This is a genomic window from Actinomadura chibensis NBRC 106107 (assembly GCF_001552135.1).
GTDB classification, from domain to species: domain Bacteria; phylum Actinomycetota; class Actinomycetes; order Streptosporangiales; family Streptosporangiaceae; genus Spirillospora; species Spirillospora chibensis.
In genome coordinates this window covers 57037-81870 of sequence record NZ_BCQP01000012.1, presented here as the reverse complement: position 1 = coordinate 81870, position 24834 = coordinate 57037, and the positions used below count along the sequence as shown (strand labels likewise).

Genomic DNA, 24834 nt, shown 5'->3' with positions numbered 1-24834 from the left:
ATGGTTCCGCTCCCGAACTGACAGGCCGCCCAGCGCGCCCGCGTCTCAAGGACCGCGTGGCGCGCTTTCTCGTGCCTGTCCACCGAGCCGTCCGTCAGGGGAGCCCTGTCACTGTGATCATCGCGAAAGACATCGAGCTGCGCGCCGGGTCCCGGCTGCTCATCGAGGCCGCCACGTTCCGCGTGAACCCGGGCGACCGGGTGGGCCTCGTCGGCCGCAACGGCGCGGGCAAGACCACCCTCACCCGGGTGCTGGCGGGGGAGGGGCTGCCCGCGCAGGGGGCGGCGACCTCGTCCGGCACCGTCGGCTACCTCCCGCAGGACCCGCGCGACGTCGACCTCGACGAGCTGGCCCGCGACCGCATCCTGTCCGCCCGCGGCCTGGACGAGGTCATCCGCGACCTGCGCGCCGCCGAGGACGCCATGGCGACGGCGAGCGGCGCCGAGCGCGACAAGGCCGTCCGCCGCTACGGGCGCCTGGAGGAGCGGCTGCACGTGCTCGGCGGGTACGCCGCGGAGGCGGAGGCGTCCTCCATCGCCTCCAGCCTCGGCCTGCCCGACCGGGTGATGACCCAGCCGCTCGGGACGCTGTCCGGCGGCCAGCGCCGCCGGGTCGAGCTGGCCCGCATCCTGTTCTCCGGCGCCGACACCCTCCTGCTGGACGAGCCGACCAACCACCTCGACGCCGACTCGATCGTGTGGCTCCGCGACTTCCTGAAGTCGCACCAGGGCGGCCTCGTGGTGATCAGCCACGACGTCGACCTGCTGGACGCGGTCGTCAACCGGGTCTTCCACCTGGACGCCAACCGCTGCGTGATCGACGTCTACAACGTCGGCTGGAAGAAGTACCTCGACCAGCGCGAGACCGACGAGCGGCGCCGCAGGCGCGAGTCGGCGAACGCGCAGCGGCAGGCGTCGGCCCTGCTGTCGCAGGCCGACAAGATGCGCGCGAAGGCCACGAAGGCGAAGGCGGCCCAGCAGATGGACCGCCGCGCCCGGCAGCTCCTGGCGTCGGTGGAGGGGGAGCGGCAGGCCGACAAGGTCGCCAAGATCCGCTTCCCGGAACCCGCTCCGTGCGGCAAGACCCCCCTCACCGCGGAGGGTTTGTCGAAATCGTACGGATCTTTGGAGATATTCACCGACGTGGACCTGGCCGTCGACCGGGGCAGCCGCGTCGTGATCCTCGGCCTGAACGGGGCGGGCAAGACGACGCTGCTGCGCCTGCTGGCGGGCGTCGACAAGCCCGACACCGGGACGGTCGTGGCCGGTCACGGCCTCCGCGTCGGCTACTACGCGCAGGAGCACGAGACCCTGGACGTCGACCGGTCCGTCCTAGAGAACATGCAGTCGGCCGCGCCGGGCCTCGCGCCCGTCGAGGTGCGCAAGATCCTCGGCTCGTTCCTGTTCTCCGGCGACGACGTCGACAAGCCCGCGGGCGTCCTGTCCGGCGGCGAGAAGACCCGGCTGGCGCTGGCGATGCTGGTGGTGTCCAGCGCGAACGTCCTGCTGCTTGACGAGCCCACGAACAACCTCGACCCGGCGAGCCGCGCGGAGATCCTCGCCGCGCTGCGGACGTTCACCGGGGCCATCGTCCTCGTCACGCACGACGAGGGCGCCGTCGAGGCGCTCGCCCCGGAAAGAGTGATTTTGCTGCCCGATGGTGTGGAAGACATCTGGAGTGACGAGTTTGCCGATCTGGTGGCGCTCGCGTGACCTGCGGAACGACTTCCGCAGATCTTTTCTGGCCGAGTGGGTAGCCGAACAGCCGGGAATGACTGATCATGGCGGGGGATAACGCAGCGGTCACCACATCACTACGGGAGGTACTCGTGGCCGAGACCCTGAAGAAGGGCACCCGCGTGACCGGTGCCGAGCGCGACAAGCTGGCGTCGGACCTCAAGAAGAGGTACGACTCCGGCGAGAGCATCCGCGCCCTGGCAGCCGCCACCGGCCGCTCGTACGGTTTCATCCACCGGATTCTCACCGAGTCCGGCGTCAACCTGCGCGGTCGCGGTGGCGCGACCCGGGGCAAGAAGTCCTGAACGGACACCGGCCCCCGGATGAGCGCACCGCCTGAGCCGTTGCCGCGGCCGACCGAGTAGGGTTCGGTCGCGGCGGCGGACAGGTGTCGCGGGTCCCGTCCCGTGGACGGCGGGACGGGCCCGGCACCGCTCATCGAGAGGACGGACCCATGGCGGACGCGCAGACCGCCGGGCGACCGGAAGCGGTCACCGGCACGGGCACCGGCACCGGCGAGGCGGCCCTCCGGGAGCTCCTCGCCGACGGGGGGCTGCGCCTGGAGGTGTCCGGCGCCGTCGCGACCGTCACGCTGAACCGCCCCGAGCGGCGCAACGCCATGACGTTCGCGACCTGGCGCGGGCTCGCCGCGATCGGCCGCTCCCTCCCCGCCGGGGTGCGCGTCGTCGTCCTGCGGGGCGAGGGCCCGTCGTTCTCGGCGGGCATCGACCTCGGCCTGTTCTCCGGGGGCGGCGAGGGCTTCCCCGACGCGTCCGACCCTGAGGCCGCCGACCGCGCCATCGCCGAGCTCCAGGAGGGCTACACCTGGCTCCGCCGCCCGGAGTTCGTCACGGTGGCCGCGGTGCAGGGGCACGCCATCGGCGGCGGCTTCCAGCTCGCGCTGGCCTGTGACATCCGCGTCGCGGCCGACGACGCGAAGTTCTGCATGAAGGAGCCCGCGCTCGGGCTCGTCCCCGACCTGACCGGCACGAAGCCGCTGGTGGAGATCGTCGGCATCGGACGCGCCTTGGAGTTGTGCCTCACCGCCCGGACGGTCGCCGCCGACGAGGCCGCCCGGATCGGGCTCGCCGAGATCGTCGTGCCGCGCGACGGGCTGGACGGCGCCGTCCGCGACCTGGTGGACGCCCTGCTCGCCGTCGACCCGGGCGCGGCGGTGGCGACGAAGCGGCTGCTGTGGCAGGCCGCGCAGAACACCCTCGACGAGCAGTGCGCCGCCGAGCGCCGGGAGCAGATCGGCCGGCTCCGCGAGCTGTTCGGCGGGTGACCGGCGGGCCGGGGTCCTGGGCTTCCCGGCCCGCCGGCCGGCCTACCCGAGCGACTCGCGGCCGCCCCGCGCGAGCGGGAGCAGCACCTTGCTGACCCCCGGACGGACGGTGACCTTGGTCCCGGCCGGGTAGCGCAGCGTGTAGTCGTAGTCGGTGGACAGGAGGATCACGCCGAGCCGGTGACCGGCCTTCACGACGTAGTCGGTGGGCACGAAGTCCCACTTGAACGTGTACGTCTTGCCCGGCTTGATCGGCTCGGTGCGGGCGAAGTCGTGACGGTTGCGGGCGTCCAGCCAGCCCCGCGTGATGATCTTGAAGGGGGCCGTCTCGGTCCGCAGCGTCTGCCGGATCGTGCAGCCGGGGTCGCCCTCAACGCTCTGCCCGAAGCAGACCTGCTGGTCGGTGTTGTCGCGGGCGCCCGTCGGACGGGTGTCGGTCCCGTAGTCGACCAGCAGGGCGGTCAGGAAGGGCGACTGCCCGTCCAGCGACGCCTGGATCGACGCGGACGGGATGCCGTCCACCCGGACCGGCTTCTCCAGCGGCCCCGTCAGGTACGCGAGCCGGTTGGGGTCGGCCTGGTTCTCGTTGGCGAGGAGCTGCTCGGCGGTGCGGGTCTTGCCCGCGTCCACGAACGACTGCGCGGCGCCGTGCCGGGACCGGAGGCCGAGCGTGCCCGGCTGCCCGGACGGCCCGGCGTTCAGGCTGACCGGGACGGTCCGCGTCCCCGGGACGGGCCAGTCGGACGCGGTCTCCCAGGTGCCGTCCGCGCGCTCGACGTCGACCTTCGGCTCGCGCTCGATCCCGTTGCGGATCCCGTACAGGTAGCGGTCGAACCAGTGGTGCGTCTGCCGCAGCCACTCCTCGACGCGCCAGCGGAACGGCGTGGAGTGGTTGCCCTGGTGCAGCCACAGCTTGCGCGGGACGCCCGCCTTCTTCAGGGCGTTCCACCACTGGACGGAGTTCTTGACCTTGACGTTCCAGTCGTTCACGCCGTGCACGACCATGACGGCGGCGCGGACCTTGCGGGCCTGGCCGACGTAGTCGCGCTGGGCCCAGACCTCGCCGTAGTCGCCGGTCTCGCGGTCCTGCGCCTTCTCGATCTCGTCGATGACCTTGGCGCAGACCTCGGGGTTCTGCCGGGTCAGCACGATCTTGGCGAGGACGTCCAGGTCCTCGCCCTGGAACCCGCCGGGCGCGACGACGCCGCCGCCCGCGCGGTAGTAGTCGTACCAGCTGGAGATCCCGGCGATCGGGACGATCGCCTTCAGCCCCTCGACGCCGGTCGCGGCGGCCATGTTCGGCAGCGTCCCGTTGTAGGACTGGCCGATCATGCCGACGCTCCCGGTGGACCAGGTCGCCTTCACCGGCGAGCCGTCCGGCGCCCAGCCGCGGGCGCGGCCGTTCAGCCAGTCCACGGCGGCCTTCGCGCCCGCCTGCTCGCTGCGGTCCCCGGACGTCGGGCAGCCGGTGGAGCCGCCCGTCCCGATGCTGTCGAGGTCCGCGACCGCGTAGCCGCGCGGCAGGAAGTAGTTGTCGTAGTAGCCGGGGAAGATCTCGGCCATGTTGCGCGGCGCGGGCTTCAGCGCGCGGTTCTGCGGGTCCCCGATGTCGACCGGGTGGTTCGGGACGCTGTGCGTCCCCGCCCAGTACGGGCTCGCCTCCATGATCGTCGGGACCTTGAGCCCGGCGGTCTCGGTCTCCTTCGGGCGCATGATCCGCATCTGCACGCGGTCCCGGACGCCGTCCCGGTCGCTGTCGGCGGTCGTCTCGATCATCACCGTCTGGGTGACGGCGTCGGCCCGGGAGAACACCGGCTGCGTCTCGCCGTTCCGCACGGTGACCTGGGGGGACGGGGCGCCACCCGGCGCCTTCGCGGCGGCCGGGGGCAGGGCCGCTCCGGCCGGGAACGCGGTGAGCGCGAGCAGCGCGGCGGCGAGGGTGATCGCGCCTGCGCCGCCCCGTGTGAGGCGTCGTGTCACTGGGGCTCCTGGGGGGTGCGAAGCCTTGAGGGTGTTGATCACAGTCGCACTAGCGGGCCCGCTTGTCCAGCCGTCGTTACGCCCTGAGCGGAGCCGGGAAGCCCGCCGGGCGCGGCCGCGTTGTCCGCTCCGACTGAGATGCTTACTTGATTACCGCGCTTGATCATCGGCTCCTCGACGCGCGGTACGCCGACCAGACGACGGAGGCACTAGTGGGAATGCCGGGAACGCCGGGCAACGGCTGGCAGGTGATGGCCTCGTTCCGCCGGGACAGCTCCGTCACCCAGCAGAGGCTGAAGCCCGGCACGGTCGGGCGGATCGCGGGGTACGCCCGGCCCTACGTCCGCGAGCTTGTGCTGTTCCTCGCGCTGAACTCGGTGTCCGCGCTGATCGTCGTCGCCAACCCGCTGCTGCTGAAGGGGATCATCGACCGCGGCATCGTGCCGGGGCGGCAGGACGTCGTGGTCTGGCTCGCGGTCGCCGTCGCCGGGCTCGCCCTCGTCGAGGCCGTGCTCGGCCTCGGGCAGCGCTGGTACTCCGCGCGCATCGGCGAGGGGCTGATCTACGACCTGCGCAGCCAGGTGTTCGCGCACGTCCAGCGGCAGCCCGTCGCGTTCTTCATGCGCGCCCAGACCGGCTCCCTCGTCAGCCGCCTGAACAACGACGTGATCGGCGCGCAGCGGGCGATCACCACCACCCTGTCGTCGGTGGTGTCGAACGTGATCAGCCTGGTCGTGGTGCTGATCACCATGATGATCCTGTCCTGGCAGGTCACGCTGATCGCGCTGCTGCTGCTCCCGGTCTTCGTCCTGCCGGCCAAGTGGGTCGGCAAACGGCTGCAGCGGGTCAGCCGCGAGCAGATGGTGCTGGACGCCGAGATGGGCTCGCTCATGACCGAGCGGTTCAACGTGGCCGGCGCGATGCTGGCCAAGCTGTACGGGCGGCCGGCCGAGGAGGAGGAGAACTTCTCCGGGCGCGCCGCCCGCGTCCGCGACATCGGCGTCGTCGCCGCCATGTACGGCCGGGTGTTCTTCACCGCGCTGACGCTCGTCGCGGCCCTCGCCACCGCCATGGTCTACGGCGTCGGCGGCTCCCTGGTCGTCGGCGGCACCTTCGAACTCGGCACGCTCGTCGCGCTCGCGACCCTGCTGACCAGGATGTACGGGCCGCTCACCGCGCTGTCGAACGTCCACGTCGACGTGATGACGGCGCTCGTCAGCTTCGACCGCGTGTTCGAGGTGCTCGACCTCAAGCCGCTGATCCGCGACCGCGAGGACGCCCGCCCGCTCGCCGAGGCCCGCGCGTCCACCGCGCCCGCCGCGTCCACCGCGCCCGCCCTGTCGAAGTCGGTGTCGCCGTCGCCGCCGAAGGCGCCGTCGATCGAGTTCGGCCACGTCCGGTTCGCCTACCCGTCCGCCGAGGAGGTGTCGCTCGCCTCGCTGGAGTCGATCGCGCGCACCGACACCGCGCCGGGCCGCGAGGTCCTGCACGACGTCGACTTCACCGCCGCGCCGGGCCAGCTCGTCGCGCTGGTCGGGCCGTCCGGCGCGGGCAAGTCGACGATCACGCACCTCGTGTCGCGGCTGTACGACGTGTCCGGCGGCGCGGTCCGGATCGGCGGCGCCGACGTCCGCGACGTGACGCTGGAGTCGCTGCGCGCCGAGATCGGCGTCGTCAGCCAGGACGCGCACCTCTTCCACGACACGATCAGGGAGAACATGCGCTACGCCCGCCCGGACGCCTCCGACGAGGAGATCCTCGCCGCGCTGGAGGCGGCGCAGGTCGGGGCGCTGGTCGCGGACATGCCCGAGGGCCTCGACACCGTCGTCGGCGACCGCGGCTACCGGCTGTCCGGCGGCGAGAAGCAGCGGCTCGCGATCGCGCGGCTGCTGCTCAAGGCGCCGTCGGTGGTCGTCCTGGACGAGGCCACCGCGCACCTCGACTCGGAGTCGGAGGCGGCCGTCCAGCGGGCGCTGCGCACCGCCCTCGCCGGGCGGACGTCCCTCGTCATCGCGCACCGGCTGTCCACGATCCGGGAGGCCGACCAGATCCTCGTGATCGACGAGGGCCGGGTCGCCGAGCGCGGGCGGCACGAGGAGCTGCTGCTCGAAGGCGGCCTCTACGCCGAGCTGTACCGCACCCAGTTCGCGCACCAGCGCGACGAGGAGCGCCGGACCGAGCCGCTCGGCGCGGAGTAGCCGGGAAGGGCGGCCCGAGGGTCAGCGGTCGGAGCCGAGGCGGTAGCCGAGCCGCCGCAGCTCGGTCCCGGCGACCTTCTCGACCTGGCCGAGCTGCCGCGGGGTCAGCCGCTCGCGCCAGGCTCCGACGCCGCCGTCGTCCCTGGTCCCGGCGGGGACGAGCCCCGAGAGGACGGTCCGCGGGATCGGCGCGTCGAGGTACTCCGACAGGTCGGCGGCGACCCGGCGCGGCGCGGCGACGAGGTCCTCGTAGCGGACGGTGAGCAGCTGCTCGGCCGGGACCTGGAGGCGCAGCCGCGCGCTGAGCCGCACCGACCCGCGCCAGCGCAGCGCGCACTTGACCGCGGGCGCGGCGGCCGGCCACCGGCTCCGCTCGGTGTGGTCCTCGACGCCCAGGAAGGGGTTCGGGAACACTGTGTCGAGGTTGGCGAGGCCCGGCTTGAACCAGGCGAGGCAGCGCTCGTCGGCCAGCATGTCGGCGACCGCGTCCCGGCCGTCCCGGATCACCTGGACGAGCTGCGCGTCCGGGAAGGCGTCGAGCAGCACGTCCGCGCTGTAGATCAGGTCGGGGGAGGCGTCGGCGAACCGGGTGATGCGCCCGGGGTCGACGCACGGCCCGGCGGGTTCGCCGGGCGAGGCGAGCCCGGCCATGTCGCGGCACTCGTCCGGGCACTGGGCGCACGCCCGCGCGGACACGAGCCACGCCTCGGCGCACGCGTCCCGCAGCACCCGGGCCGCGCCCTTCCCGCGCTCGGACGCGATCGCCGGCTGCCGGGCGAACGCGTAGGTGACCCGCAGCACGCCGTGCCGGCCGGTCGTGAGGTGGAAGCCCGGCGACCGTTTCACCGCACGGGCCAGCGGCTCCACACCCGAGTGCGGAGCGCCGAGGATGAACACCGGGCGGCGGACCTTGGTGCCGTTGACCACCAGGATGTGCGGCGTCGAACTCATACCGGGCCCAAGTTTGTCACCTTTTGAGGGCTGCTCCGGCCCGCGACGCTCCGGGCGGGCCTCGGTGGAGTCCGGGCGGGGCCCCGCCTGGATCTACCATAGGGCGGGTGGAGGCTCCCCAGACGCTAGCCGAGTTCCTGCCCCGGGCGGCGGCGATCACCGTCCTCACCGGAGCCGGGATCTCCACCGACAGCGGAATCCCCGACTTCCGGGGCCCGCGTGGCGTCTGGACGAAGGACCCGGCGGCGGAGGCGATGTCCACGATCGGCTCCTACGTGGCCGACCCCGAGGTCCGGCGTCGCGCCTGGCGGGCCAGGCTCGACGACCCGGTCTGGAAGGCCGAGCCCAACGCCGCGCACGCGGCGCTCGCCGAGCTGGAGCGGGCCGGGCGGCTGCGCGCCCTGATCACCCAGAACATCGACGGCCTGCACCAGCGCGCCGGGTCGTCGGACGCCAAGGTCATCGAGATCCACGGCTCGGTGCGAGAGGCGGCGTGCCTGTCCTGCGGCCTGCGCACGCCCATGCCGGAGATCCTCGCGCGGGTCGCCGCCGGGGAGGACGACCCGCCCTGCGCCGAGTGCGGCGGCGTCCAGAAGTCCGCGACGATCTCCTTCGGGCAGGCGCTCGACCAGGACGTCCTCGACGCGGCGATCACCGCGTCCCGCGAGTGCGACCTGTTCCTCGCGGTGGGGACGTCGCTGACCGTCCAGCCCGCCGCCGGGCTGTGCCTGGAGGCGGTCGACCACGGCGCCCGGCTGGTGATCGTCAACGCGGAGGAGACCCCCTACGACGGGATCGCCGACGCGGTCCTGCGCAGGCCGATCGGCGAGACGCTGCCCCGGCTCGCCGGGCTCGCGCTCGGCGCCGGGAGATGACGGAGATGATCTGTTGGCGGGTCGTGACCGGACGCCCCTTCCGCTGGCGTCCGGATCCTGACAAGCTCTATCCGTCGCGGTGCGAGGAGGGATCGGGTTGAACAGCGGGGGCGCCCGCGCGGAGGCGGCCGAGGAGCCGCCTGACGCGTCCGCCGCCCGGCCGCCGGGCGGTCCGCCGTGCACGCCGGAGCGCCGCAGGTACGGGCGGTTGCGGCGCGGCGACCGGGTCGCCGTGGTCGCGCCGAGCGGACCCGCCGAGCCCGCCCGGCTTGAGGCGGGCTGCGCGGTGCTGCGCGACCTCGGCCTTGACGCCGTCGTCGGCAAGCACGCGCTGGACCGTGTCAACCTCGGCGCGCCCGGACGCGTCCGCGACGACTGGCACCGGCTCGCCGGAAGCGACGCCGACCGGGCCGCCGACCTGCAGGAAGCCTGGTGCGACCCGCGCGTCCGCGCGGTGGTCTGCGCGCGCGGCGGGTACGGCGCGACCCGTGTTCTCGACCTCCTCGACTGGGACGCGCTGCGCGCCGCGACCGGCGCGCCGTCCGGCCGCGGGCCGAAGATCCTGCACGGGTCCAGCGACATCACCGCGCTGCACGCGGCGTTCGGGGCGCGCCTCGGCGTCACCACGTCCTTCGGGCCGATGCCCGCGGGCGTCCTCGCCGACCTCGCCCCCGCCGCCGCGGACGGCGCGCCCGACGAGCGGCTGGACGGCCTGCGCGCCGCCCTGTTCGGCGGCCCCGTCTCGCTGCCCGGCACGCGCGCCCTGCGGCCGGGGCGCGCCGAGGGCCCGCTGACCGGCGGCACCCTCTCGCTCCTCACCGCGCTGCTCGGCACCCCGTACGCCCCGCCGCCCGCCAGGGGGCGCGTCGTCTTCCTGGAGGACGTCACCGAGGCCCCCTACCGGATCGACCGGATGCTCGTCCAGCTCCTCCAGGCGGGCTGGCTCGACGGCGCCGCCGGGTTCGCGCTCGGCTCGTGGCGCGACTGCGGCGACCCCGCCGAGCTCGACTCCGTCTTCGCCGCGCGGCTCGGGCCGCTCGGCGCCCCGATCCTCGCGGGCGTGCCCGCGGGGCATGGACCGCGCCAGCGCACGCTGGAGCTCGGCGCGCCCGCCGTCCTGGACGTCGCCGCCGCCCCGGACCCGCACGACACCCCGACGCAGGACGCCCCCGCCGTGCCGGACGCCGGCGCGCTCACCCTCCAAACGCTCCCGGGAGGCGCGCGATGAGCGGCCGCCACGCCCGCCCCGTCCCTTCGGACGACGGCACCCTCGACTCACTCCTCGTGCTGGTGGCCGAGAGCCTCGGCTACACCTGCCGCCGATGTCCCGGCGAGATCGTGATGCTGGAGGATCCGCGCCGGCTGCCGATCACCGCCCGCCGGCTGCCCGTGAACATGCGCGACGTGCGGCAGCTCGCCCGCCTCGTGCCGCCCACCGACTGGCCCGCCGTGGTGTCCGACTACGTCACGACGATCGTCACGTCGATGGAGGAGCCGCTCGACCTCGACGACTTCGACCTCGCCCAGCACCTGCTGCGCACCCGCATCTACCCCGACGAGGCCGACAACGGCGGGCTCGCGTCCCGGCCGTTCGCGCCCGGCCTGATCGAGGTCGTGGTCGTCGACACGCCGACGTCGGTACGGACGGTCTCCACCATGGACATGAACGGCTGGCCGGTGTCCGGCGACGCGCTGTTCATGCTCGGGCGCGCGAACGTCCGCGCCGACGGGCCCCTCCAGGTGGACGAGCAGGACCTCGGCGGCGTCCGCGTCTCCGTCCTGCACGGCTGGACGTTCTATGTCGCGACGCACCTGGCCTGGCTGGAGGAGTACCTCCAGATCGGCCCGCACGGCGCGCTCGTCATCGCGCCGAACCGCAGCCTGATCGTCGCCCACCCGCTCCGCGTCGCCGAGGGCGGCGTGCGGGGTCGCCACCGGACGGCCGTCGCCGCCGCCACCGAGCTGCAGGCCCAGGCGCACCGCGCGTACGAGGAGGGGCCGGGGTCGCTCAGCCCGCACCTGTACTGGTGGCGCGCCGGCGAGCTGACCTACCTGGAGACCCGCTACGAGGGCTCGACGCTCGTGCTGCCGGAGGAGTTCACCGCCATGCTCGGCACCCTGACGGCCGAACGGTGACCGGCCCGCGCGTCGTCGTCGCACCCGACTCGTTCAAGGGGAGCGTGTCCGCGCCCGAGGTGTGCGCGGCCGTCGAGGCGGGCGTCCTGCGCGCCGTGCCCGGCGCCGACGTCGCCGCCGTGCCGATGGCGGACGGCGGCGAGGGCACGCTCGACTGCTTCCTCCGCGCCCGCGCGGGCTCCGTGGCGGTCGAGGTCCGCGCGACGGACCCGGCAGGGCGCCCGGTCGACGCGCGGTACGCGCTGTCCGGCGACGACGGGTCGGCGGTGGTGGAGCTGGCCGCCGCGTCCGGGCTGCCGCTCGTGGAGGACCTCCCGCCCGACCCGCTGAGCTCCGGCAGCGCGGGCACGGGCGAGCTGATCGCGGACGCGGTGCGGCGCGGCGCCCGCGACGTCCTCGTCTGCGTCGGCGGCAGCGCGAGCACCGACGGCGGCGCCGGGCTGCTGCGCGCGCTCGGCTTCCGCTTCCTGGACGCCTCCGGCGCCGAGCTGCCGCCGGGCGGCGCGGCGCTGGCCCGGCTCGCGCGGATCGACGGCTCGGGCGTCCCGGCGGCGGTGCGCGCCGCGCGGTTCCGGGTGGCGTGCGACGTGACCAACCCGCTCGTCGGCCCGGACGGCGCCGCCGCCGTGTTCGGCCCGCAGAAGGGCGCGTCCCCGGCGCAGGTGCGCGAGCTGGACGCCGCCCTCGCCGTGTTCGCCGACGTCGTCGCCGCGCACACCGGCGTCCGCGTGCACGACCTGCCCGGCGCGGGCGCGGCGGGCGGCGCGTGCGGCGGGCTCGCCGGGCTGCTCGGCGCCGTGCCCGCGGACGGCGCGGCGCTGGTCGCGGACGCGGTCGGGCTCCCGGCCGCGCTGGCCGGCGCCGACCTGGTGATCACCGGCGAGGGGCGGGTGGACGCGCAGAGCGCGGCGGGCAAGGTCGTCTCGGCCGTCGCCGCCCTCGCGAAGGAGCGCGGGATCCCGTGCGTCGCGCTGGCGGGCGGCGTCGCCGGGCCCCTGGACGGCCTGCACGCGCTCGGCCTCACCGCCGCGTTCAGCCTCGCCGACGGCCCCCGCGCGCTGGCCGAGCTGAAGGCCGAGGCCGCGCCGCTGCTCGCGGCGGTCGCCGAGCAGGCCGTCCGCCTGTTCGCGGCCCGCTAGCCCCGGACGGGCTCCGGCTCGGGTTCAGGCCGCGCGGCCGGTGCGGCGGGCGGCGTCCGGATCGTCAGCGCGGGCAGCAGGACGTGCGTGAGCGGCCCGATCGACACCGCGTAGAGGACGGTCCCGAGCCCGACCGTCCCGCCGAGGAGCCAGCCCGCGGCGAGGACGCTCAGCTCGATCCCGGTCCGCACGGCGCGGATCGAGTGGCCGCGCGCGGCGAGCCCGGTCATCAGGCCGTCGCGGGGGCCGGGGCCGAGCCCGGCGCCGATGTAGCAGCCGGTCGCGAACCCGCCGACGAGGACGGCGGCGACGAGGAACGCCCAGCGGGCGGCGAGCGCGTCCGGGGCGGGCAGCAGCCACAGGAACAGGTCGGTGAACACGCCGATGAGGACGACGTTGCTGATCGTCCCGATCCCGGGCCGCTGCCGGAGCGGGATCCAGGCGAGCATCACGAGCGCGCCGACGATGATGATCCAGACGCCGATCGACAGGCCGAGCCGCCGGGACAGTCCCTGGTGGAGCACGTCCCACGGGTCGTTGCCGAGCCCGGACGACACCTGCAGGGCGATCCCGAGCCCGTACAAGGCCAATCCGAGGTAGAGCTGCACCAGGCGGCGCGCGAGCAAGGCCATTTATCCGCTCTCCCAGCACTGTCACGCGATATTACGCACCAACTTGCCCTACTCTGCTCGCAAGTGGACTGGTGATGACAGGGCCAATGTGGAAAAGTGGCTTAGGTGAGCACACGGTATGTCAGCGGCCCGAACCTGGCCCGCATGCTCGGGGACGTCGCCCGGGAGCGCCCGGTCTACGCGTCCCTGGCCCGGTCGGTGCGCGCCCTCGTCCAGGACGGGCGCCTCGCCCTGCGGACCCGGCTGCCCGCCGAGCGCGACCTCGCCGCCGCGCTCGGGGTGAGCCGTACCACGGTCACCGCGGCCTACGACCGGCTCCGCGACGAGGGCTACGTCGAGAGCCGCCAGGGCGCGGGGAGCTGGACGGCGCTGCCGCCCGTCCGCATGTCGTCGGCCGAGCCGCGGCCCGTGCCGCCGGGCGCGCTGTACGGCAAGGTCCACCCCGTCCCGGACGACCCGTCGTTCATCGACCTGGGCTGCGCCACCCCCGGCGCCCCGTCGATCTTCGACGAGGCCGTCGCCGCCGCCGTCGCCGAGCTGCCCCGCTACAGCTCGGGCCCCGGCTACGAGCCCGCCGGGCTGCCCGGCCTGCGGGAGGTCATCGCGGCTGGCTACGCGGCGCGCGGCGTGCCGACCCGGCCGGACCAGATCGTCGTCACCACCGGGGCGCAGCACGCGTTCACGCTGCTCACCCACGCCCTGGTCGAGGCGGGCGACGCCGTCATGGTGGAGCGCCCGACCTACCCGCACGCGCTCGGGGCGCTGCGCCGCCGGGGCGCGCGGCTCGTGCCGGTCGGCGTCAACGAGGGCTGGGACGTCGAGCTCGTCGCGGGCGCGATGCGGCAGGCCGCCGTCCGGATGGCGTACACGGTCCCGGACTTCCAGAACCCGACCGGGCTGCTGATGTCGGCGGACGACCGGGCCGCGCTGGTCGACGCGGCCCGCCGCGCGGACGCGTTCCTCGTCCCCGACGAGACGTTCGCCGACCTCGCGCACGACCCCGGCGCGCCGCGCGTGCCGCCGCTCGCCGCGTTCGACTCCGGCGGGCGGGTCGTCACGGTCGGGTCGGCGTCCAAGCTGCTGTGGGGCGGGCTGCGGATCGGCTGGATCCGCGCGACCGCGCCGCTCGCGCGGCGGCTCGTCCTCGCCCGGGAGCCGTTCGACATGGCGAGCCCGGTGCTCGACCAGCTCATCGTCCGGGAGCTGCTGCTGCGGGTGGACGAGGTCCGCGCCGAGCGCGCCGAGACCCTGGTGCGCGGCCGGGACGCGCTCGCCGCCGCGCTGCGCGAGCTGCTGCCGGAGTGGGAGTTCCGGCTCCCGGACGGCGGCATGTCGCTGTGGGTGCGGCTCGGCGCGCCGGTCGCGACGGCGCTCGCCGAGGCGGCCGAACGGCTCGGCGTCCGGGTCGTCGCCGGACCGGTGTTCGGCGCGGACGGCGTCCTGGAGGACTACGTCCGCCTCCCGTACGTCCTGCCGCCGGACACGCTCCGGGACGCCGCCGAACGCCTCGCCGTCGCCTTCCGCGAAGTGGAGGCGGCCCCGGCGACCCGCCCGCTCCCCGCGTACGTCTAGGCACTGGGCCGGGTGCGGAGCCGGGACGGGGCCGGGACCGCGGTGATCTAGGGGACGTTCTGGATGTAGCCGACCAGGTGTTCGCGTTCGCTGTGCAACTCGTCGATCGCGCTCTTGACCACGTCGCCGATGCTGACGATTCCGGCGAGGCGTCCGTCCTCGACCACGGGGACGTGGCGGAAGCGGTGCTCGGTCATGGTGCGCCGCAGGTCCTCGACCAGGTCGCCGGGGCCGCAGCTGCGCACCTCGGCGGTCATGATCTCGGAGACGGGGCGGTCGAGCAGGCCCGCGCCGCGCTCGTGCATCCGCCGCACCACGTCCCGCTCGGACGCGATCCCGGCGATGGACGCGCCGTCCGGCGAGACCACCACCGCCCCGATGTTGTGCTCGGCCAGGACGGCGAGCAACTGCCGCACGGTGGCCTCGGGCCGCACCGTGGCCACCGTGTCTCCCTTCCTCCGCAGGATGTCGCGAATCCGCATGCCTCACGCTCCGGTGCCGGTTCGGACTGGTGGGACGACGGCCGCCCGGGGCCTGGCCCCGGGCCTGTCCTGCCAAGGTCGCATGTTCCGGGCCGCGGCGAAACCCCGCGCCGGTAAACCGTTCCGCGGCGCCGCCCGGCGAAACGCCCGAACCGGGACCGGCGGGGCGGTCAGTCCGCGCCGGCGCGGGTCAGGACCCGCATGAGGCGCGGGGAGAGCCGCGCCTCCGGCGTGCCGGGCAGGAGCGCCCCGTCGCGCAGCACGGCCGCCACGACCCGCTCTGCGGCGCGCGCCGGATCGCGCTCGCCCCGTCCCGCCGTCCGCGCCGCGAACGGCCGCGACCCGTGGACGACGTCCTGGAGGTCGACTTGCAGGACGTGCTCGCGGTCGGCGGCGGTGCGGTCGAGGAACGACCCGGACACGCGGGCGCCCGCGCTGTCGACGACGACGTCCGGCACCCCGTGCTCGCGCAGGACGGCCTCGGCGAAGCCCTCCGTCGCGGCGGAGTCGGACGCGTCCACCTGGTAGGGGTGGCCTTCCGGCCCGAGCAGGCCCGCCAGCTCGGCGGTGCGCCGGGCGGCGGCGGGGTCGGGGTCGGCGGCGACGACCTCCGCGCCGCGTTCGGCGAAGGCGAGCGCGGTGGCGCGCCCCATCCCGCCGCCCGCGCCGGCGACGACGACGAGCGTCCCGTCGAACGGCCGCCGTCCGGGACGGACGCGGGCGCGCCGCAGCGAGCGCGCCTCGGCGGCGCTCAGCGGTCCGCCAAGCACGCCGGTGACGTGCTCGGCGATCCAGCGGGCGACGGTCTCGGGATGGCTGCGCGGCACCCAGTGCCCGGCGGCGATCGGCCGCAGCCACAGGTTCGGGACGCGCGCGGCGAGCCCGCCCACGAGGTGCGGCGACACGAACAGGTCCCGGGTCGGGACGACGACCTGCGTCGGGACGTCGGTCCGCCGGTCGAGGGGGGCGCGCAGCCGCCGCGGCATGTTGGCGCGGTAGAGGCCGACCCCGGCGGCGGCGTCGCGGCCCATCGTCCGGGCGGGGTGGCCGGGACGGGCCGCGACGCCCTCGCCCAGCTCCAGCGCGCGCGTGAACGGCTTCGACATCCCGGCCCGCCACAGCAGCTCCGGCAGCATTGGCGTCTGGAAGAAGGAGATGTACCAGGACCGGGCCATCTGCCCCGCCGCCCGCCTCAGGTTCCCCGGCGTCGGACGGGAGAGGGCGCGCCGCATCCACTGCCCGGCGTGGTCCAGGCACGGCCCGGAGATGGACGTGAACGACGCGAACCGCTCGGGCATGGTGCAGACCGCCTCCCACGACTGGATCGAGCCCCAGTCGTGCCCGACGAGATGCACCGCGCGGCCGGGGGCGGCGGCGTCCAGGACGGCGCACAGGTCGGCCATGAGGTACTCGAACGCGTAGCGCCTCCGCCCGAACGGGCGCGACGACGCGCCCGCCCCGCGCACGTCGTACCGGACGACGTGGAACCGCTCGGCGAGGAGGGCGGCGACCTCGTCCCAGACGGCGTGGGTGTCGGGGTACCCGTGCACCAGCAGGACGGTCGGCCGCGCCGGATCGCCCTGCTCGTAGACGGCCAGGTCGACCCCGTCGCCGCGGACCCTCCGCCGCGAAACGAGGGATGTCATGCTGCTGCCTCCCGGCCGGCCCAGCGGTGGACGTGGGGGAGGTCGTCGTCGAGCCAGTAGGCGTCGTCCCCGGTGACGACGAGGATCTCCTCGAACTTCACGCCGACGCCGCGGAACGCGATGTGCGGCTCCACCGCCCACAGGCCGGGCGTCGGCGGGTGCTGCGACCGCGCGGCCCCGCTCCAGAGCGGGGAGCGTCCTTCGAGGCGCTCCTTGACCAGCTCGCGGCCGATGGTCTGCAGGAACCGTACACCGAACGGGAATCCGACGCGCTTCGGGAGGATCCCGCCGATGACGCCGACCTGGTGGCCGATGACGCGTCCCGGGTACTTGCGGTGCCGGTTCTGGTGCCCCTGCCGGTCGATGAGGGCGTCCACCTCGGCGTAGACGTCGGCGAACGTCCGCCGCTCCCGGACGAGGTCCAGGATCAGCGTCCGGTGGGCGGCGAGGTCGGCGTCGACCCGGTCCCAGATCCGGTTCTCGCCGAGGACGCCGCCGTACCCGATGTCGGCGGCGTAGCCGTCCCGCACCGGCGCCATGTCGAGGATGTAGGGCATGCCCTCCTCCAGGCGCGTCCCGCTCGGGAGGAACTGGGTGGGGAACCGGAAGCCGCGGAAGGCGGTCCGGTCGCCGAACCAGGCGAACGGGGTGTGGAGCCAGTCGTCCACGCCGTGCGCGCGCAGCCAGCGGCGCATGCGGCGGCACGCCTCGCGCTCGGTCACGCCCGGCTCCAGGGTGGCCGCGACCTCGTCCGCGCACCGGTAGCAGAGGCGCTGGACGTCCCGGAATCGCTCGAGCTCCGCCTCGTCGTGCACGCGGGCGAGCGCCACATTATTGGACACAGAGTTAATAAATCGCCGGAAGGGGGTTCCGGTCAAGGGGCGCGGGGACGTGAGACGCGACACGGCGGGCCGGGGCGCGGCGCGGTCAGAGGGCGATGCGCTCGGCGCCGGTGTAGACGTTCATGGTCTCGCCGCGCAGGAAGCCGACGAGCGTCATGCCCGCGTCCTCGGCGAGGTCCACGGCGAGCGACGACGGCGCCGACACCGCCGCCAGCACCGGGACGCCCGCCGTCATCGCCTTCTGCGTCAGCTCGAACGACGCCCGCCCGCTCACCATGAGGACCGTTCCAGCGAGCGGCAGCCGCCCCTGCCGCAGCGCCCAGCCGACGACCTTGTCGACCGCGTTGTGGCGGCCGACGTCCTCGCGCAGCGCCAGCAGCCCGCCGCCCGCGTCGAACAGCCCGGCGGCGTGCAGGCCGCCCGTCCGGTCGAAGACCCGCTGGGCCTTCCGCAACCGGCCGGGGAGCGCGGCGAGCACCTCGGGCGTCAGCCTGAGCGGATCGGCCGCCACGTCGTAGGGGCGGTCGTCGCGCAGCGCCTCGACGCTCGACTTGCCGCACACCCCGCACGCGCTGGTCGTGGTGAACGCCCTGGTCATCGAGTCGTCCGGGGGCGGGACGCCGGGCGCGAGCGCGACGTCCAGGGTGTTCTGCTCCGCGGTGTCGGCGCAGTAGCGCATCGTCGCGAGGTCGGCGGCGCCGCCGATCACGCCCTCGGCGGCGAGGAACCCGGCCACGAGGTCGAAGTCGTGCCCGGGCGTGCGCATCGTGATCGTGAGGGGCTTGCCCGCGACGCGGATCTCCAGCGGCTCCTCGACGGCGAGCGTGTCGGGGCGCCGTCCCCGCGCGCCGGAGGTGCTCAGCCGCAGCACTGGCCTGCGCACGGTGATCCGCCCCATGGGTGCCACCGTACCCGTTTCAGTCCGGGACGCCGCGGGGGAGCGGCGCCCGCCAGCCGTACCGCATGGCGAGCACCCGCATCGCGAACGCCATGACGGCCGCGCCCGTGGTGACGGCGCCGCCGTGCAGCCCGGCCGCGTCCGCGGCGGCGACGGCGGCGGCGCCGAGCAGCGCGGGCAGCGCGTACAGCTGCCGGTCGTAGAGGACGCTCGGGATGTGCCCGGCCAGCACGTCGCGCAGCACGCCGCCGCCCACCGCCGTCACGACGCCGAGCAGCACGGCGTGCACCGGCGACAGGCCGTGGTCCAGCGCCTTCAGCGTCCCGGTCGTGCAGAACAGGCCGAGCCCGGCCGCGTCGAACAGCAGCACCGCCGGGAACAGCCGCGTCACCTGCGGATGCCAGAAGAACACGAGGGCCGACGCGGCGAGCGGCACCAGCACGTACCCGAGGTCGGTGAACGCCGCGGGCGGCACCGCGCCGATCATCAGGTCGCGGACGATCCCGCCGCCCAGCGCGGTGATCTCGGCGAGCACCACCATCCCGACGATGTCCAGCCGCTGCCGGACGGCGGCGAGCGCGCCCGACACCGCGAACACGAAGATCCCGGCGAGGTCCAGCGCCGCCGCGACGCCCGGCCCGCTCACCCGCGGCGGCCCGAGCGGTCCGAATGGTCCGTGCGGTCGGTGCGGTCGATGTTCCAGTTCGCCACGATGGCGGCGAACGGCGGGATCACCAGCGCCGCCATCGACATCGCGAACGCGGCCTCGTGCGAGTACCGCCGGACCACCGCCCACGCCAGGACGAACAGGGTGAGGCAGGTCCCCATCATGATCCCGTACGCCACCTTGCGCCGCCTCATACCCTCACGTTACGTCGCGCGTCCGGCGCGGGACGGGGGAGCGGAGGCGTACGGGAATCGAACCCGCCGTCCCGAGATCCTCGGGACCGTCGGCTTTGAAGGCCGGGGAGGCCACCAGGCGCTCACACGCCTCCGCCGATGATCTTAGCGGCCGTACAGGCCGTCGATGGCGGCGGCGTACTTGGCGTGGACGACCCGCCGCCGCAGCTTGAGCGTCGGCGTGAGCTCCTCGCTCTCGGCCGTCCACTCGGCGGGCAGCAGCCGCCACCGCTTGACCTGCTGGACGCGGGAGAGCCGCGCGTTGGCGTCCGCGACCGCCTTGCCCACCTCCGCCAGGACGATCGGGTGCTCGGCGAGGGCGGCCAGGTCGGCGGTGTCGACGCCGTGGGCGGCGGCCCAGACGGGGGCGACCTCGCCGTCCAGGGTGATCAGCGCGACGACGTAGGGGCGGCGGTCGCCGAACGCCAGGGCCTGGCCGATCAGCGGGTGCTCCTTCAGGTGGTTCTCGACCAGGGACGGCGCGACGTTCTCCCCGCCCGCCGTGATGATCAGCTCCTTCTTGCGGTCGACGACGGTGAGGAAGCCGTCGGCGTCGAGGCGGCCGACGTCGCCGGTGCGGATCCAGCCGTCCGGGTCGATGAGGTCGGCGGTCGCGTCCGGGCGGTTCAGGTAGCCGGGCGTGCAGGTCGCGCCGCGCACGAGGATCTCCCCGTCCGCGGCGAGCCGCAGCTCGACGCCGTCGAACGGCCGCCCGACCGTGCCGAGCTTGAACGAGTCGGACAGGTTCGCGGTGACCGCGCCGGTCGTCTCCGTCATCCCGTAGGCGTCGAAGATCTTCATTCCGAGCCCGGCGAAGAACCGGGCGACCTCGACCGGCAGCGGCGCGGCGGCGCTGGAGGCCTGCCGCACCCGGTCCAGCCCGAGCAGGGCGCGCATCGGGGTGAGGACGGCCGCGTCCGCCGCCTCGAACGCGGCGGTGACCTCCGGCGTCGGGGCGTTGCCGTACTCCTGGGCCGCGACGTACGCGCGGCCCGCGTCGAGCGCGGCGGCCACCGCCCGCTTCCGCGCCTCGTCCGGCTCGGCCGCCAGCACCGCCTGGATCCCCGCCATGATCTTCTCCCAGACGCGCGGGACGCCGAAGAACGAGTGCGGCCTGACCTCGGCGAGGACGCTCGTGAGCTGCGCCGGGTCCGGGCAGAAGCGGACGTGCGCCGCGAGCGCGACGGGCAGGTAGTAGCTCAGCACCCGGTCGGCGATGTGCGCGAACGGCAGGTAGGACACCCCGGACGGGTGGTCGGGCAGCACCGACGTCCGCCGCACCATCGCCGCCTCGTGCAGCACCATCGAGTGCGTGATCAGGACGCCCTTGGGGTCGCCGGTCGTCCCGGACGTGTAGAGCAGCGTGGCGGTGTCGTCGGGGGCGACGGCCCGCCAGCGGCGGTCGACCTCCGCCGGGTCGGCGGCGAGCCGCTCACGGCCGAGCGCGGTGAGGGCGTCCCAGGTGACGAAGCGGTCGCCGGGCGGGCAGGCGGCGGCGTCCACGACGACGACCGTCCGGAGCCCGGGCAGCCGGTCGAGCACCGGCAGCCAGCGGTCGAGCTGCGCCTTCCCGTCCAGGACGGCGTACCGGGCCGCGCAGTCCCCGGCGACGAACGCGATCTGGTCGGGCGCGAGCGTCCCGTAGACGGTGGTCGGGACGCCGCCCGCGTGCACGACGCCGAGGTCGGCGAGGACGTGCTCGGACCGGTTCGGCATCATCAGCGCCACCACCTCGCCCGGCGCCAGCCCGAGCGCGGCGAACCCGGCGGCCGTCTCCAGCGCCCGCGTCCGGGTCTCGGCCCAGGTCAGCGTCCGCCAACCGGCACCGGTCCGGTCGGAGTAGGCGGGCCTGCCGCCGTGCCGCTCGGCGGTCGCGGCGAGCGTCGCGCAGACCGTTCCCCCGGCGGCCCGGTCGAGGTCGGCCCGGTCGGGGTCGGGCCCGCGCCGCTGCTCCTGGATGCCCATGTCGCCCCTCGTGTCGTGTCCCGAATGTAAGTGAGGACTTGCAGAGGGGAATCGCATCATGCCGAACGATGTTCGGACAAGCCCCCCGGCGCGATTCCGTCCCAGGTCGGACGCCGGGTGCGCGCCGGTCGCGGCGGACCTCGCCCGTCGTGACCGGACCCGTACTGTCCGGTTGTTGATCATTTGAGGTAGTTGTGCGTTAAATCTTCCGGTGACCCGCCTCGCTCCGGCAGCCCGCCTCACGCAGTACGCGCACGGCGGCGGCTGCGCCAGCAAGATCCCCCCGGCGGAGCTGGAGCGCGTCGTGGCGGGCCTCACCGGCGGCGGCCCCGCCGAGCGCGACGGCGCGCTGCTCGCGGGCGGGCAGGACGGCGACGACGCCGCCGTCCTGCGGATGGACGGCGGCCGGGCCGTGGTGTCCACCGCCGACTTCTCCACCCCCGTCGTCGACGACGCCTACGACTGGGGCCGCATCGCGGCCGCCAACGCGCTGTCCGACGTGTACGCGATCGGCGGCGAGCCGCTGATGGCGCTCAACCTGCTCGGCTGGCCGGTGGACACGCTGCCCGCCGAGCTCGCCCGCGAGGTGCTGCGCGGCGGCCGGGACGTCGCCGCGCTCGCCGGGTGCGCGATCGCGGGCGGGCACAGCGTCGACGACCCCGAGCCGAAGTACGGCCTCGCCGTCACCGGCGTCGCCGACCCGGAGCGGCTGCTGCGGCTGGACGCGGGCCGCCCCGGCGTCCCGCTGTCGCTGACGAAGCCGCTCGGCGTCGGCGTCCTCAACGCCCGGCACAAGGCGACCGGGGAGGTGTTCCCGCACGCCGTGGACACGATGGCCGCGCTGAACGCGGCGGCCGGGCTCGCCGCGCTGGAGCGCGGCGTCGTGTGCGCCACCGACGTCACCGGGTTCGGGCTGCTCGGCCACCTCTACAAGCTGGCGCGGGCGAGCGGCGTCACGGCCGTCGTGGACGCGTCCGCCGTCGAGTACCTGGACGGCGCGCGGTCCGCGGTGCGGCACGGGTTCGTGCCCGGCGGGACGCGGCGGAACCTGTCGTGGGTGTCCCCGCACACCGACTTCCGGCGGATCGCCGAGGAGGAGCGGCTGCTGCTCGCCGACGCGCAGGTCTCCGGCGGCCTGCTGATCGCGGGCGAGGTCCCGGGCGCGCCCGTCATCGGCGAGCTGGTCGCCCGGCAGCGGCGCGCCCTCGTCGTCCGCTGACCCGCCGCCTGGTCCGTCCGCGCCCGGAATTTGCCCGGCGCGCGCCTGACCGGCGCGGTCGTGTCGGGACCGATACTCCGGGTAGGGCTTCCCTTGACCGGGTGTTCGCCGCCCCGGGAAGCGGAGGGACGAGATGAGCGTCGCGGGGCTCGCCGCGGCCGTGGTGCTGGGCGCGGTCGTCGGCGCGCTGGGACGGTTGGTCGCGCCGGGCCGGGAGACCATGCCGGGCTGGTGCACGGTCGCGGTCGGCGTCGTCGCCGCGTTCGCCGGGACCGGCATCGCGCACCTGTTCGGCCTCGGGAGCGGCGGCTGGGGCGGCTGGAGCGTCTGGGAGTTCCTCTTCCAGCTCGGCCTCGCCGCGGCGGGCGTGTTCCTGGTGGCGCTGTGCTGGCCGAAGCGGATCGCCCCGCCGCCGAGGGCGCCCCGGCCGCCACGTGCCCCCTGACGGGCCTCTAGGGGGCCTTGCGCAGGACGGGCCGCAGGTCGTCCAGGACGTCCGGGTCCTCGATGGTGGACGGGACGTTCACGTCCTCCCCGTCGGCGATGCCGCGCATCACCCCGCGCAGGATCTTGCCCGACCGGGTCTTCGGCAGCGCCCCGACGACCGTGATCTCCTTCAGCGCGGCGACCGGCCCGACCTGGTCGCGGACCATCCCGACCAGCTCCGCGCACACCTCGCCCGGCTCGGCGAGGACCCCGCTCTTCAGCACGACCAGCCCGCGCGGCACCTGCCCCTTGAGCGCGTCCCGGACGCCGATCACCGCGCACTCGGCGACGGCCGGGTGGGCGGCGATGACCTCCTCCATCGTCCCGGTGGACAGCCGGTGCCCGGCCACGTTGATCACGTCGTCGGTGCGGCCCATGACCCAGATGTAGCCGTCCTCGTCGAGGTGGCCGCCGTCGCCGGTCAGGTAGTGGCCGGGGAACTTCGTGAGGTAGGACTCGACGAAGCGCTCGTCGTCCTGCCAGAGGGTGGGGAGGGTGCCGGGCGGCAGCGGCAGCCGGATCGCGATGTGCCCGTCCTCGCCGGGCGGGACGGCCGACCCGTCCGGGCCGAGGACCCGCACGTCGTAGCCCGGCACCGGCACCGACGGCGAGCCGGGCTTGACCGGCATCGGCTCCAGCCCGCGCAGGTTCGCGACGATCGGCCAGCCCGTCTCGGTCTGCCACCAGTGGTCGATGACGGGGCGGTCCAGCACCCGCGCCGCCCACCGGTAGGTGTCGGGGTCGAGCCGCTCTCCGGCGAGGAACAGCGTGTCCAGCGCGGACAGGTCGTGCCCGGCGAGCAGCGCGCCCTCCGGGTCCTCCTTCTTCACCGCGCGGATCGCGGTCGGCGCGGTGAACAGCGCCTTCACCCGGTGCTGCGCGGCGACCCGCCAGAACGCGCCCGCGTCGGGCGTCCCGACCGGCTTGCCCTCGTACAGGACGGTCGTGCACCCGGTGAGCAGCGGCGCGTACACGATGTAGGAGTGGCCGACGACCCAGCCCACGTCCGACGCCGCCCAGAACACGTCGCCGGGCCCGACGCCGAACACGTTCTCCATCGACCAGCGCAGCGCCACCGCGTGCCCGCCGTTGTCGCGGACGACGCCCTTCGGCCGCCCCGTCGTCCCGGACGTGTAGAGGATGTACAGCGGGTCGGTGGCGGCGACCGGGACGCAGTCGGCGGGCTCGGCGGCGGCGACCGCCTCGTCCCACTCCACGTCGCGCGGCCTGACGAGGTCGGCGTGCAGCTGCTCGCGCTGCCGGATCACGCACCGCTCCACCTTGTGCTTGGCCAGGTCCAGGGCCCGGTCCAGGAGCGGTTTGTACGGCACGACCCGGCCGCCCTCGATCCCGCACGACGCCGACACGACGGCCTTCGGGCGGGCGTCGTCGATCCGGACGGCGAGCTCGCGCGCCGCGAACCCGCCGAACACCACCGAGTGCACCGCGCCGAGCCGCGCGCACGCCAGCATCGCCACGACCGCCTCGGGGATCATCGGCAGGTACAGCACGACCCGGTCGCCCCGGTCGACGCCCTGCGCCCGCAGCGCCCCGGCGAACCGGGCGACGAGGCGGGTCAGCTCCCGGAAGGTGTAGGTCCGCACGGTGCCGGTGACGGGGCTGTCGTAGATCAGCGCGGCCTGGTCGCCGCGGCCCTCCTCGACGTGCCGGTCCAGGGCGTTGTCGCAGGTGTTGAGCTCGCCGCCGGTGAACCAGCGGTAGAAGGGGGGCGCCCCGTCGTCCAGCACCCGGTCCGGCGGGACGAGCCAGCGCACGTCCCGCGCGGCCAGCCCCCAGAAGCGGGTCGGGTCGGCGATGCTCCGTTCGTACGCGGCCGCGTAGGCGCCCATGTGGTCCTCCCGGTGGCGGGTTCCTGGCCCCGCCCTGCGATT

The 24834-nt window shown here is 74.8% G+C and carries 22 protein-coding genes and 1 tRNA gene; 11 read left to right on the top strand and 12 right to left on the bottom strand.

Translation table 11 applies throughout. The annotated features are described in order from the left end of the window. The first annotated feature begins 113 nt into the window (after positions 1–113). From ACH01S_RS07630 to ACH01S_RS07620, 3 genes are all read left to right on the top strand, one after another. Complete coding sequence (locus ACH01S_RS07630; protein WP_067886948.1) at positions 114–1712, top strand: ABC-F family ATP-binding cassette domain-containing protein; 1599 nt, start codon at positions 114–116, stop codon at positions 1710–1712. Positions 1713–1828: 116 nt separating this feature from the next. Then, a complete protein-coding gene (locus tag ACH01S_RS07625) occupies positions 1829–2041 on the top strand; it encodes a helix-turn-helix domain-containing protein (protein WP_067886945.1) in 213 nt (70 codons plus the stop codon). A gap of 149 nt (positions 2042–2190) precedes the next feature. Continuing rightward, entirely contained in the window at positions 2191–3021 is an 831-nt protein-coding gene (locus tag ACH01S_RS07620) for an enoyl-CoA hydratase/isomerase family protein (protein WP_067886944.1), read from the top strand. Between the two features lie 42 nt (positions 3022–3063). Here the strand turns inward: ACH01S_RS07620 and ACH01S_RS07615 are convergent, their stop codons facing one another. Then, a complete protein-coding gene (locus ACH01S_RS07615) occupies positions 3064–5001 on the bottom strand; it encodes a Xaa-Pro dipeptidyl-peptidase (RefSeq protein WP_067886941.1) in 1938 nt (645 codons plus the stop codon). 218 nt (positions 5002–5219) lie between these two features. Between ACH01S_RS07615 and ACH01S_RS07610 the strand changes: the two genes are divergently transcribed. Continuing rightward, positions 5220–7199, top strand: a complete 1980-nt coding sequence (locus tag ACH01S_RS07610) for an ABC transporter ATP-binding protein (RefSeq protein WP_067886938.1) — start codon at positions 5220–5222, stop codon at positions 7197–7199. 21 nt (positions 7200–7220) lie between these two features. Here the strand turns inward: ACH01S_RS07610 and ACH01S_RS07605 are convergent, their stop codons facing one another. Then, entirely contained in the window at positions 7221–8150 is a 930-nt protein-coding gene (locus ACH01S_RS07605; RefSeq protein WP_067886936.1) for a sulfotransferase family protein, read from the bottom strand. A 107-nt stretch (positions 8151–8257) separates the two neighbouring features. Between ACH01S_RS07605 and ACH01S_RS07600 the strand changes: the two genes are divergently transcribed. The 4 genes from ACH01S_RS07600 to ACH01S_RS43255 all read left to right on the top strand — a co-directional run bounded on the left by ACH01S_RS07600 (position 8258) and on the right by ACH01S_RS43255 (position 12300). Further along, positions 8258–9025, top strand: coding sequence for an SIR2 family NAD-dependent protein deacylase (locus ACH01S_RS07600; RefSeq protein ID WP_083980430.1), 768 nt, complete (start codon positions 8258–8260; stop codon positions 9023–9025). A 91-nt stretch (positions 9026–9116) separates the two neighbouring features. Then, positions 9117–10253 (top strand): S66 peptidase family protein, encoded by a 1137-nt coding sequence (locus tag ACH01S_RS07595; protein WP_370671561.1) that lies wholly within the window; start codon positions 9117–9119, stop codon positions 10251–10253. After that, on the top strand, positions 10250–11161 hold the full coding sequence (locus ACH01S_RS43260; RefSeq protein ID WP_067886930.1) for a DUF1444 domain-containing protein: 912 nt from the start codon (positions 10250–10252) through the stop codon (positions 11159–11161). Before ACH01S_RS07595 ends, ACH01S_RS43260 begins: the two co-directional genes overlap by 4 nt. Beyond that, positions 11158–12300, top strand: coding sequence for a glycerate kinase (locus ACH01S_RS43255; protein ID WP_067886927.1), 1143 nt, complete (start codon positions 11158–11160; stop codon positions 12298–12300). The genes ACH01S_RS43260 and ACH01S_RS43255 overlap by 4 nt, the downstream gene beginning before the upstream one ends. Here the strand turns inward: ACH01S_RS43255 and yczE are convergent. Beyond that, positions 12297–12932, bottom strand: a complete 636-nt coding sequence (gene yczE, locus ACH01S_RS07580) for a membrane protein YczE (protein WP_067886924.1) — start codon at positions 12930–12932, stop codon at positions 12297–12299. The two genes, ACH01S_RS43255 and yczE, sit on opposite strands and share 4 nt — an antisense overlap. A 105-nt stretch (positions 12933–13037) precedes the next feature. Here yczE and yczR point away from each other — a divergent pair, with 105 nt between their 5' ends. After that, positions 13038–14504: a MocR-like transcription factor YczR gene (gene yczR, locus ACH01S_RS07575; protein ID WP_441359665.1), complete on the top strand. Its 1467-nt coding sequence runs from the start codon at positions 13038–13040 to the stop codon at positions 14502–14504. A 47-nt stretch (positions 14505–14551) separates the two neighbouring features. Here yczR and ACH01S_RS07570 read toward each other — a convergent pair whose 3' ends face one another. The 8 genes from ACH01S_RS07570 to ACH01S_RS07535 form a co-directional block, all read right to left on the bottom strand. Beyond that, on the bottom strand, positions 14552–14986 hold the full coding sequence (locus tag ACH01S_RS07570; protein ID WP_067886921.1) for a CBS domain-containing protein: 435 nt from the start codon (positions 14984–14986) through the stop codon (positions 14552–14554). 170 nt (positions 14987–15156) lie between these two features. Then, positions 15157–16632 carry an SDR family oxidoreductase gene (locus ACH01S_RS07565; protein WP_148344723.1) on the bottom strand — a complete coding sequence of 492 codons (1476 nt, stop codon included), beginning with the start codon at positions 16630–16632 and terminating at the stop codon, positions 15157–15159. Beyond that, a complete protein-coding gene (locus ACH01S_RS07560) occupies positions 16629–17474 on the bottom strand; it encodes a M24 family metallopeptidase (protein ID WP_246237156.1) in 846 nt (281 codons plus the stop codon). The genes ACH01S_RS07565 and ACH01S_RS07560 overlap by 4 nt, the downstream gene beginning before the upstream one ends. A gap of 85 nt (positions 17475–17559) precedes the next feature. After that, on the bottom strand, positions 17560–18372 hold the full coding sequence (gene fdhD, locus ACH01S_RS07555) for a formate dehydrogenase accessory sulfurtransferase FdhD (protein WP_067886916.1): 813 nt from the start codon (positions 18370–18372) through the stop codon (positions 17560–17562). 19 nt (positions 18373–18391) lie between these two features. Further along, positions 18392–19018, bottom strand: a complete 627-nt coding sequence (locus ACH01S_RS07550; protein ID WP_067886913.1) for a trimeric intracellular cation channel family protein — start codon at positions 19016–19018, stop codon at positions 18392–18394. Continuing rightward, positions 19015–19233: a DUF3099 domain-containing protein gene (locus ACH01S_RS07545; RefSeq protein ID WP_067886910.1), complete on the bottom strand. Its 219-nt coding sequence runs from the start codon at positions 19231–19233 to the stop codon at positions 19015–19017. Before ACH01S_RS07545 ends, ACH01S_RS07550 begins: the two co-directional genes overlap by 4 nt. 41 nt (positions 19234–19274) lie before the next feature. Beyond that, a tRNA-Sec gene (locus ACH01S_RS07540) sits at positions 19275–19367 on the bottom strand. 10 nt (positions 19368–19377) lie between these two features. After that, positions 19378–21237, bottom strand: a complete 1860-nt coding sequence (locus ACH01S_RS07535; protein ID WP_067886906.1) for an AMP-dependent synthetase/ligase — start codon at positions 21235–21237, stop codon at positions 19378–19380. 211 nt (positions 21238–21448) lie between these two features. Between ACH01S_RS07535 and selD the strand changes: the two genes are divergently transcribed. Continuing rightward, positions 21449–22456: a selenide, water dikinase SelD gene (gene selD, locus ACH01S_RS07530; protein WP_067886903.1), complete on the top strand. Its 1008-nt coding sequence runs from the start codon at positions 21449–21451 to the stop codon at positions 22454–22456. Between the two features lie 133 nt (positions 22457–22589). Beyond that, complete coding sequence (locus ACH01S_RS07525; protein ID WP_067886900.1) at positions 22590–22901, top strand: hypothetical protein; 312 nt, start codon at positions 22590–22592, stop codon at positions 22899–22901. Between the two features lie 7 nt (positions 22902–22908). Here ACH01S_RS07525 and ACH01S_RS07520 read toward each other — a convergent pair whose 3' ends face one another. Further along, positions 22909–24792, bottom strand: a complete 1884-nt coding sequence (locus tag ACH01S_RS07520) for a propionyl-CoA synthetase (protein ID WP_067886897.1) — start codon at positions 24790–24792, stop codon at positions 22909–22911. Positions 24793–24834 lie beyond the last annotated feature (42 nt).

Bases quoted from the DNA above. Each gene is read 5' to 3' on its own strand.
- ACH01S_RS07520 (WP_067886897.1), bottom strand. From the start codon at position 24,792: ATGGGCGCCTACGCGGCCGCGTACGAACGGAGCATCGCCGACCCGACC.
- ACH01S_RS07565 (WP_148344723.1), bottom strand. From the start codon at position 16,632: ATGACATCCCTCGTTTCGCGGCGGAGGGTCCGCGGCGACGGGGTCGAC.
- fdhD (WP_067886916.1), bottom strand. From the start codon at position 18,372: ATGGGGCGGATCACCGTGCGCAGGCCAGTGCTGCGGCTGAGCACCTCC.
- ACH01S_RS07545 (WP_067886910.1), bottom strand. From the start codon at position 19,233: ATGAGGCGGCGCAAGGTGGCGTACGGGATCATGATGGGGACCTGCCTC.
- ACH01S_RS07535 (WP_067886906.1), bottom strand. From the start codon at position 21,237: ATGGGCATCCAGGAGCAGCGGCGCGGGCCCGACCCCGACCGGGCCGAC.
- ACH01S_RS07605 (WP_067886936.1), bottom strand. From the start codon at position 8,150: ATGAGTTCGACGCCGCACATCCTGGTGGTCAACGGCACCAAGGTCCGC.
- yczE (WP_067886924.1), bottom strand. From the start codon at position 12,932: ATGGCCTTGCTCGCGCGCCGCCTGGTGCAGCTCTACCTCGGATTGGCC.
- ACH01S_RS07610 (WP_067886938.1), top strand. From the start codon at position 5,220: ATGCCGGGAACGCCGGGCAACGGCTGGCAGGTGATGGCCTCGTTCCGC.
- ACH01S_RS07620 (WP_067886944.1), top strand. From the start codon at position 2,191: ATGGCGGACGCGCAGACCGCCGGGCGACCGGAAGCGGTCACCGGCACG.
- ACH01S_RS07570 (WP_067886921.1), bottom strand. From the start codon at position 14,986: ATGCGGATTCGCGACATCCTGCGGAGGAAGGGAGACACGGTGGCCACG.
- ACH01S_RS07525 (WP_067886900.1), top strand. From the start codon at position 22,590: ATGAGCGTCGCGGGGCTCGCCGCGGCCGTGGTGCTGGGCGCGGTCGTC.
- ACH01S_RS43260 (WP_067886930.1), top strand. From the start codon at position 10,250: ATGAGCGGCCGCCACGCCCGCCCCGTCCCTTCGGACGACGGCACCCTC.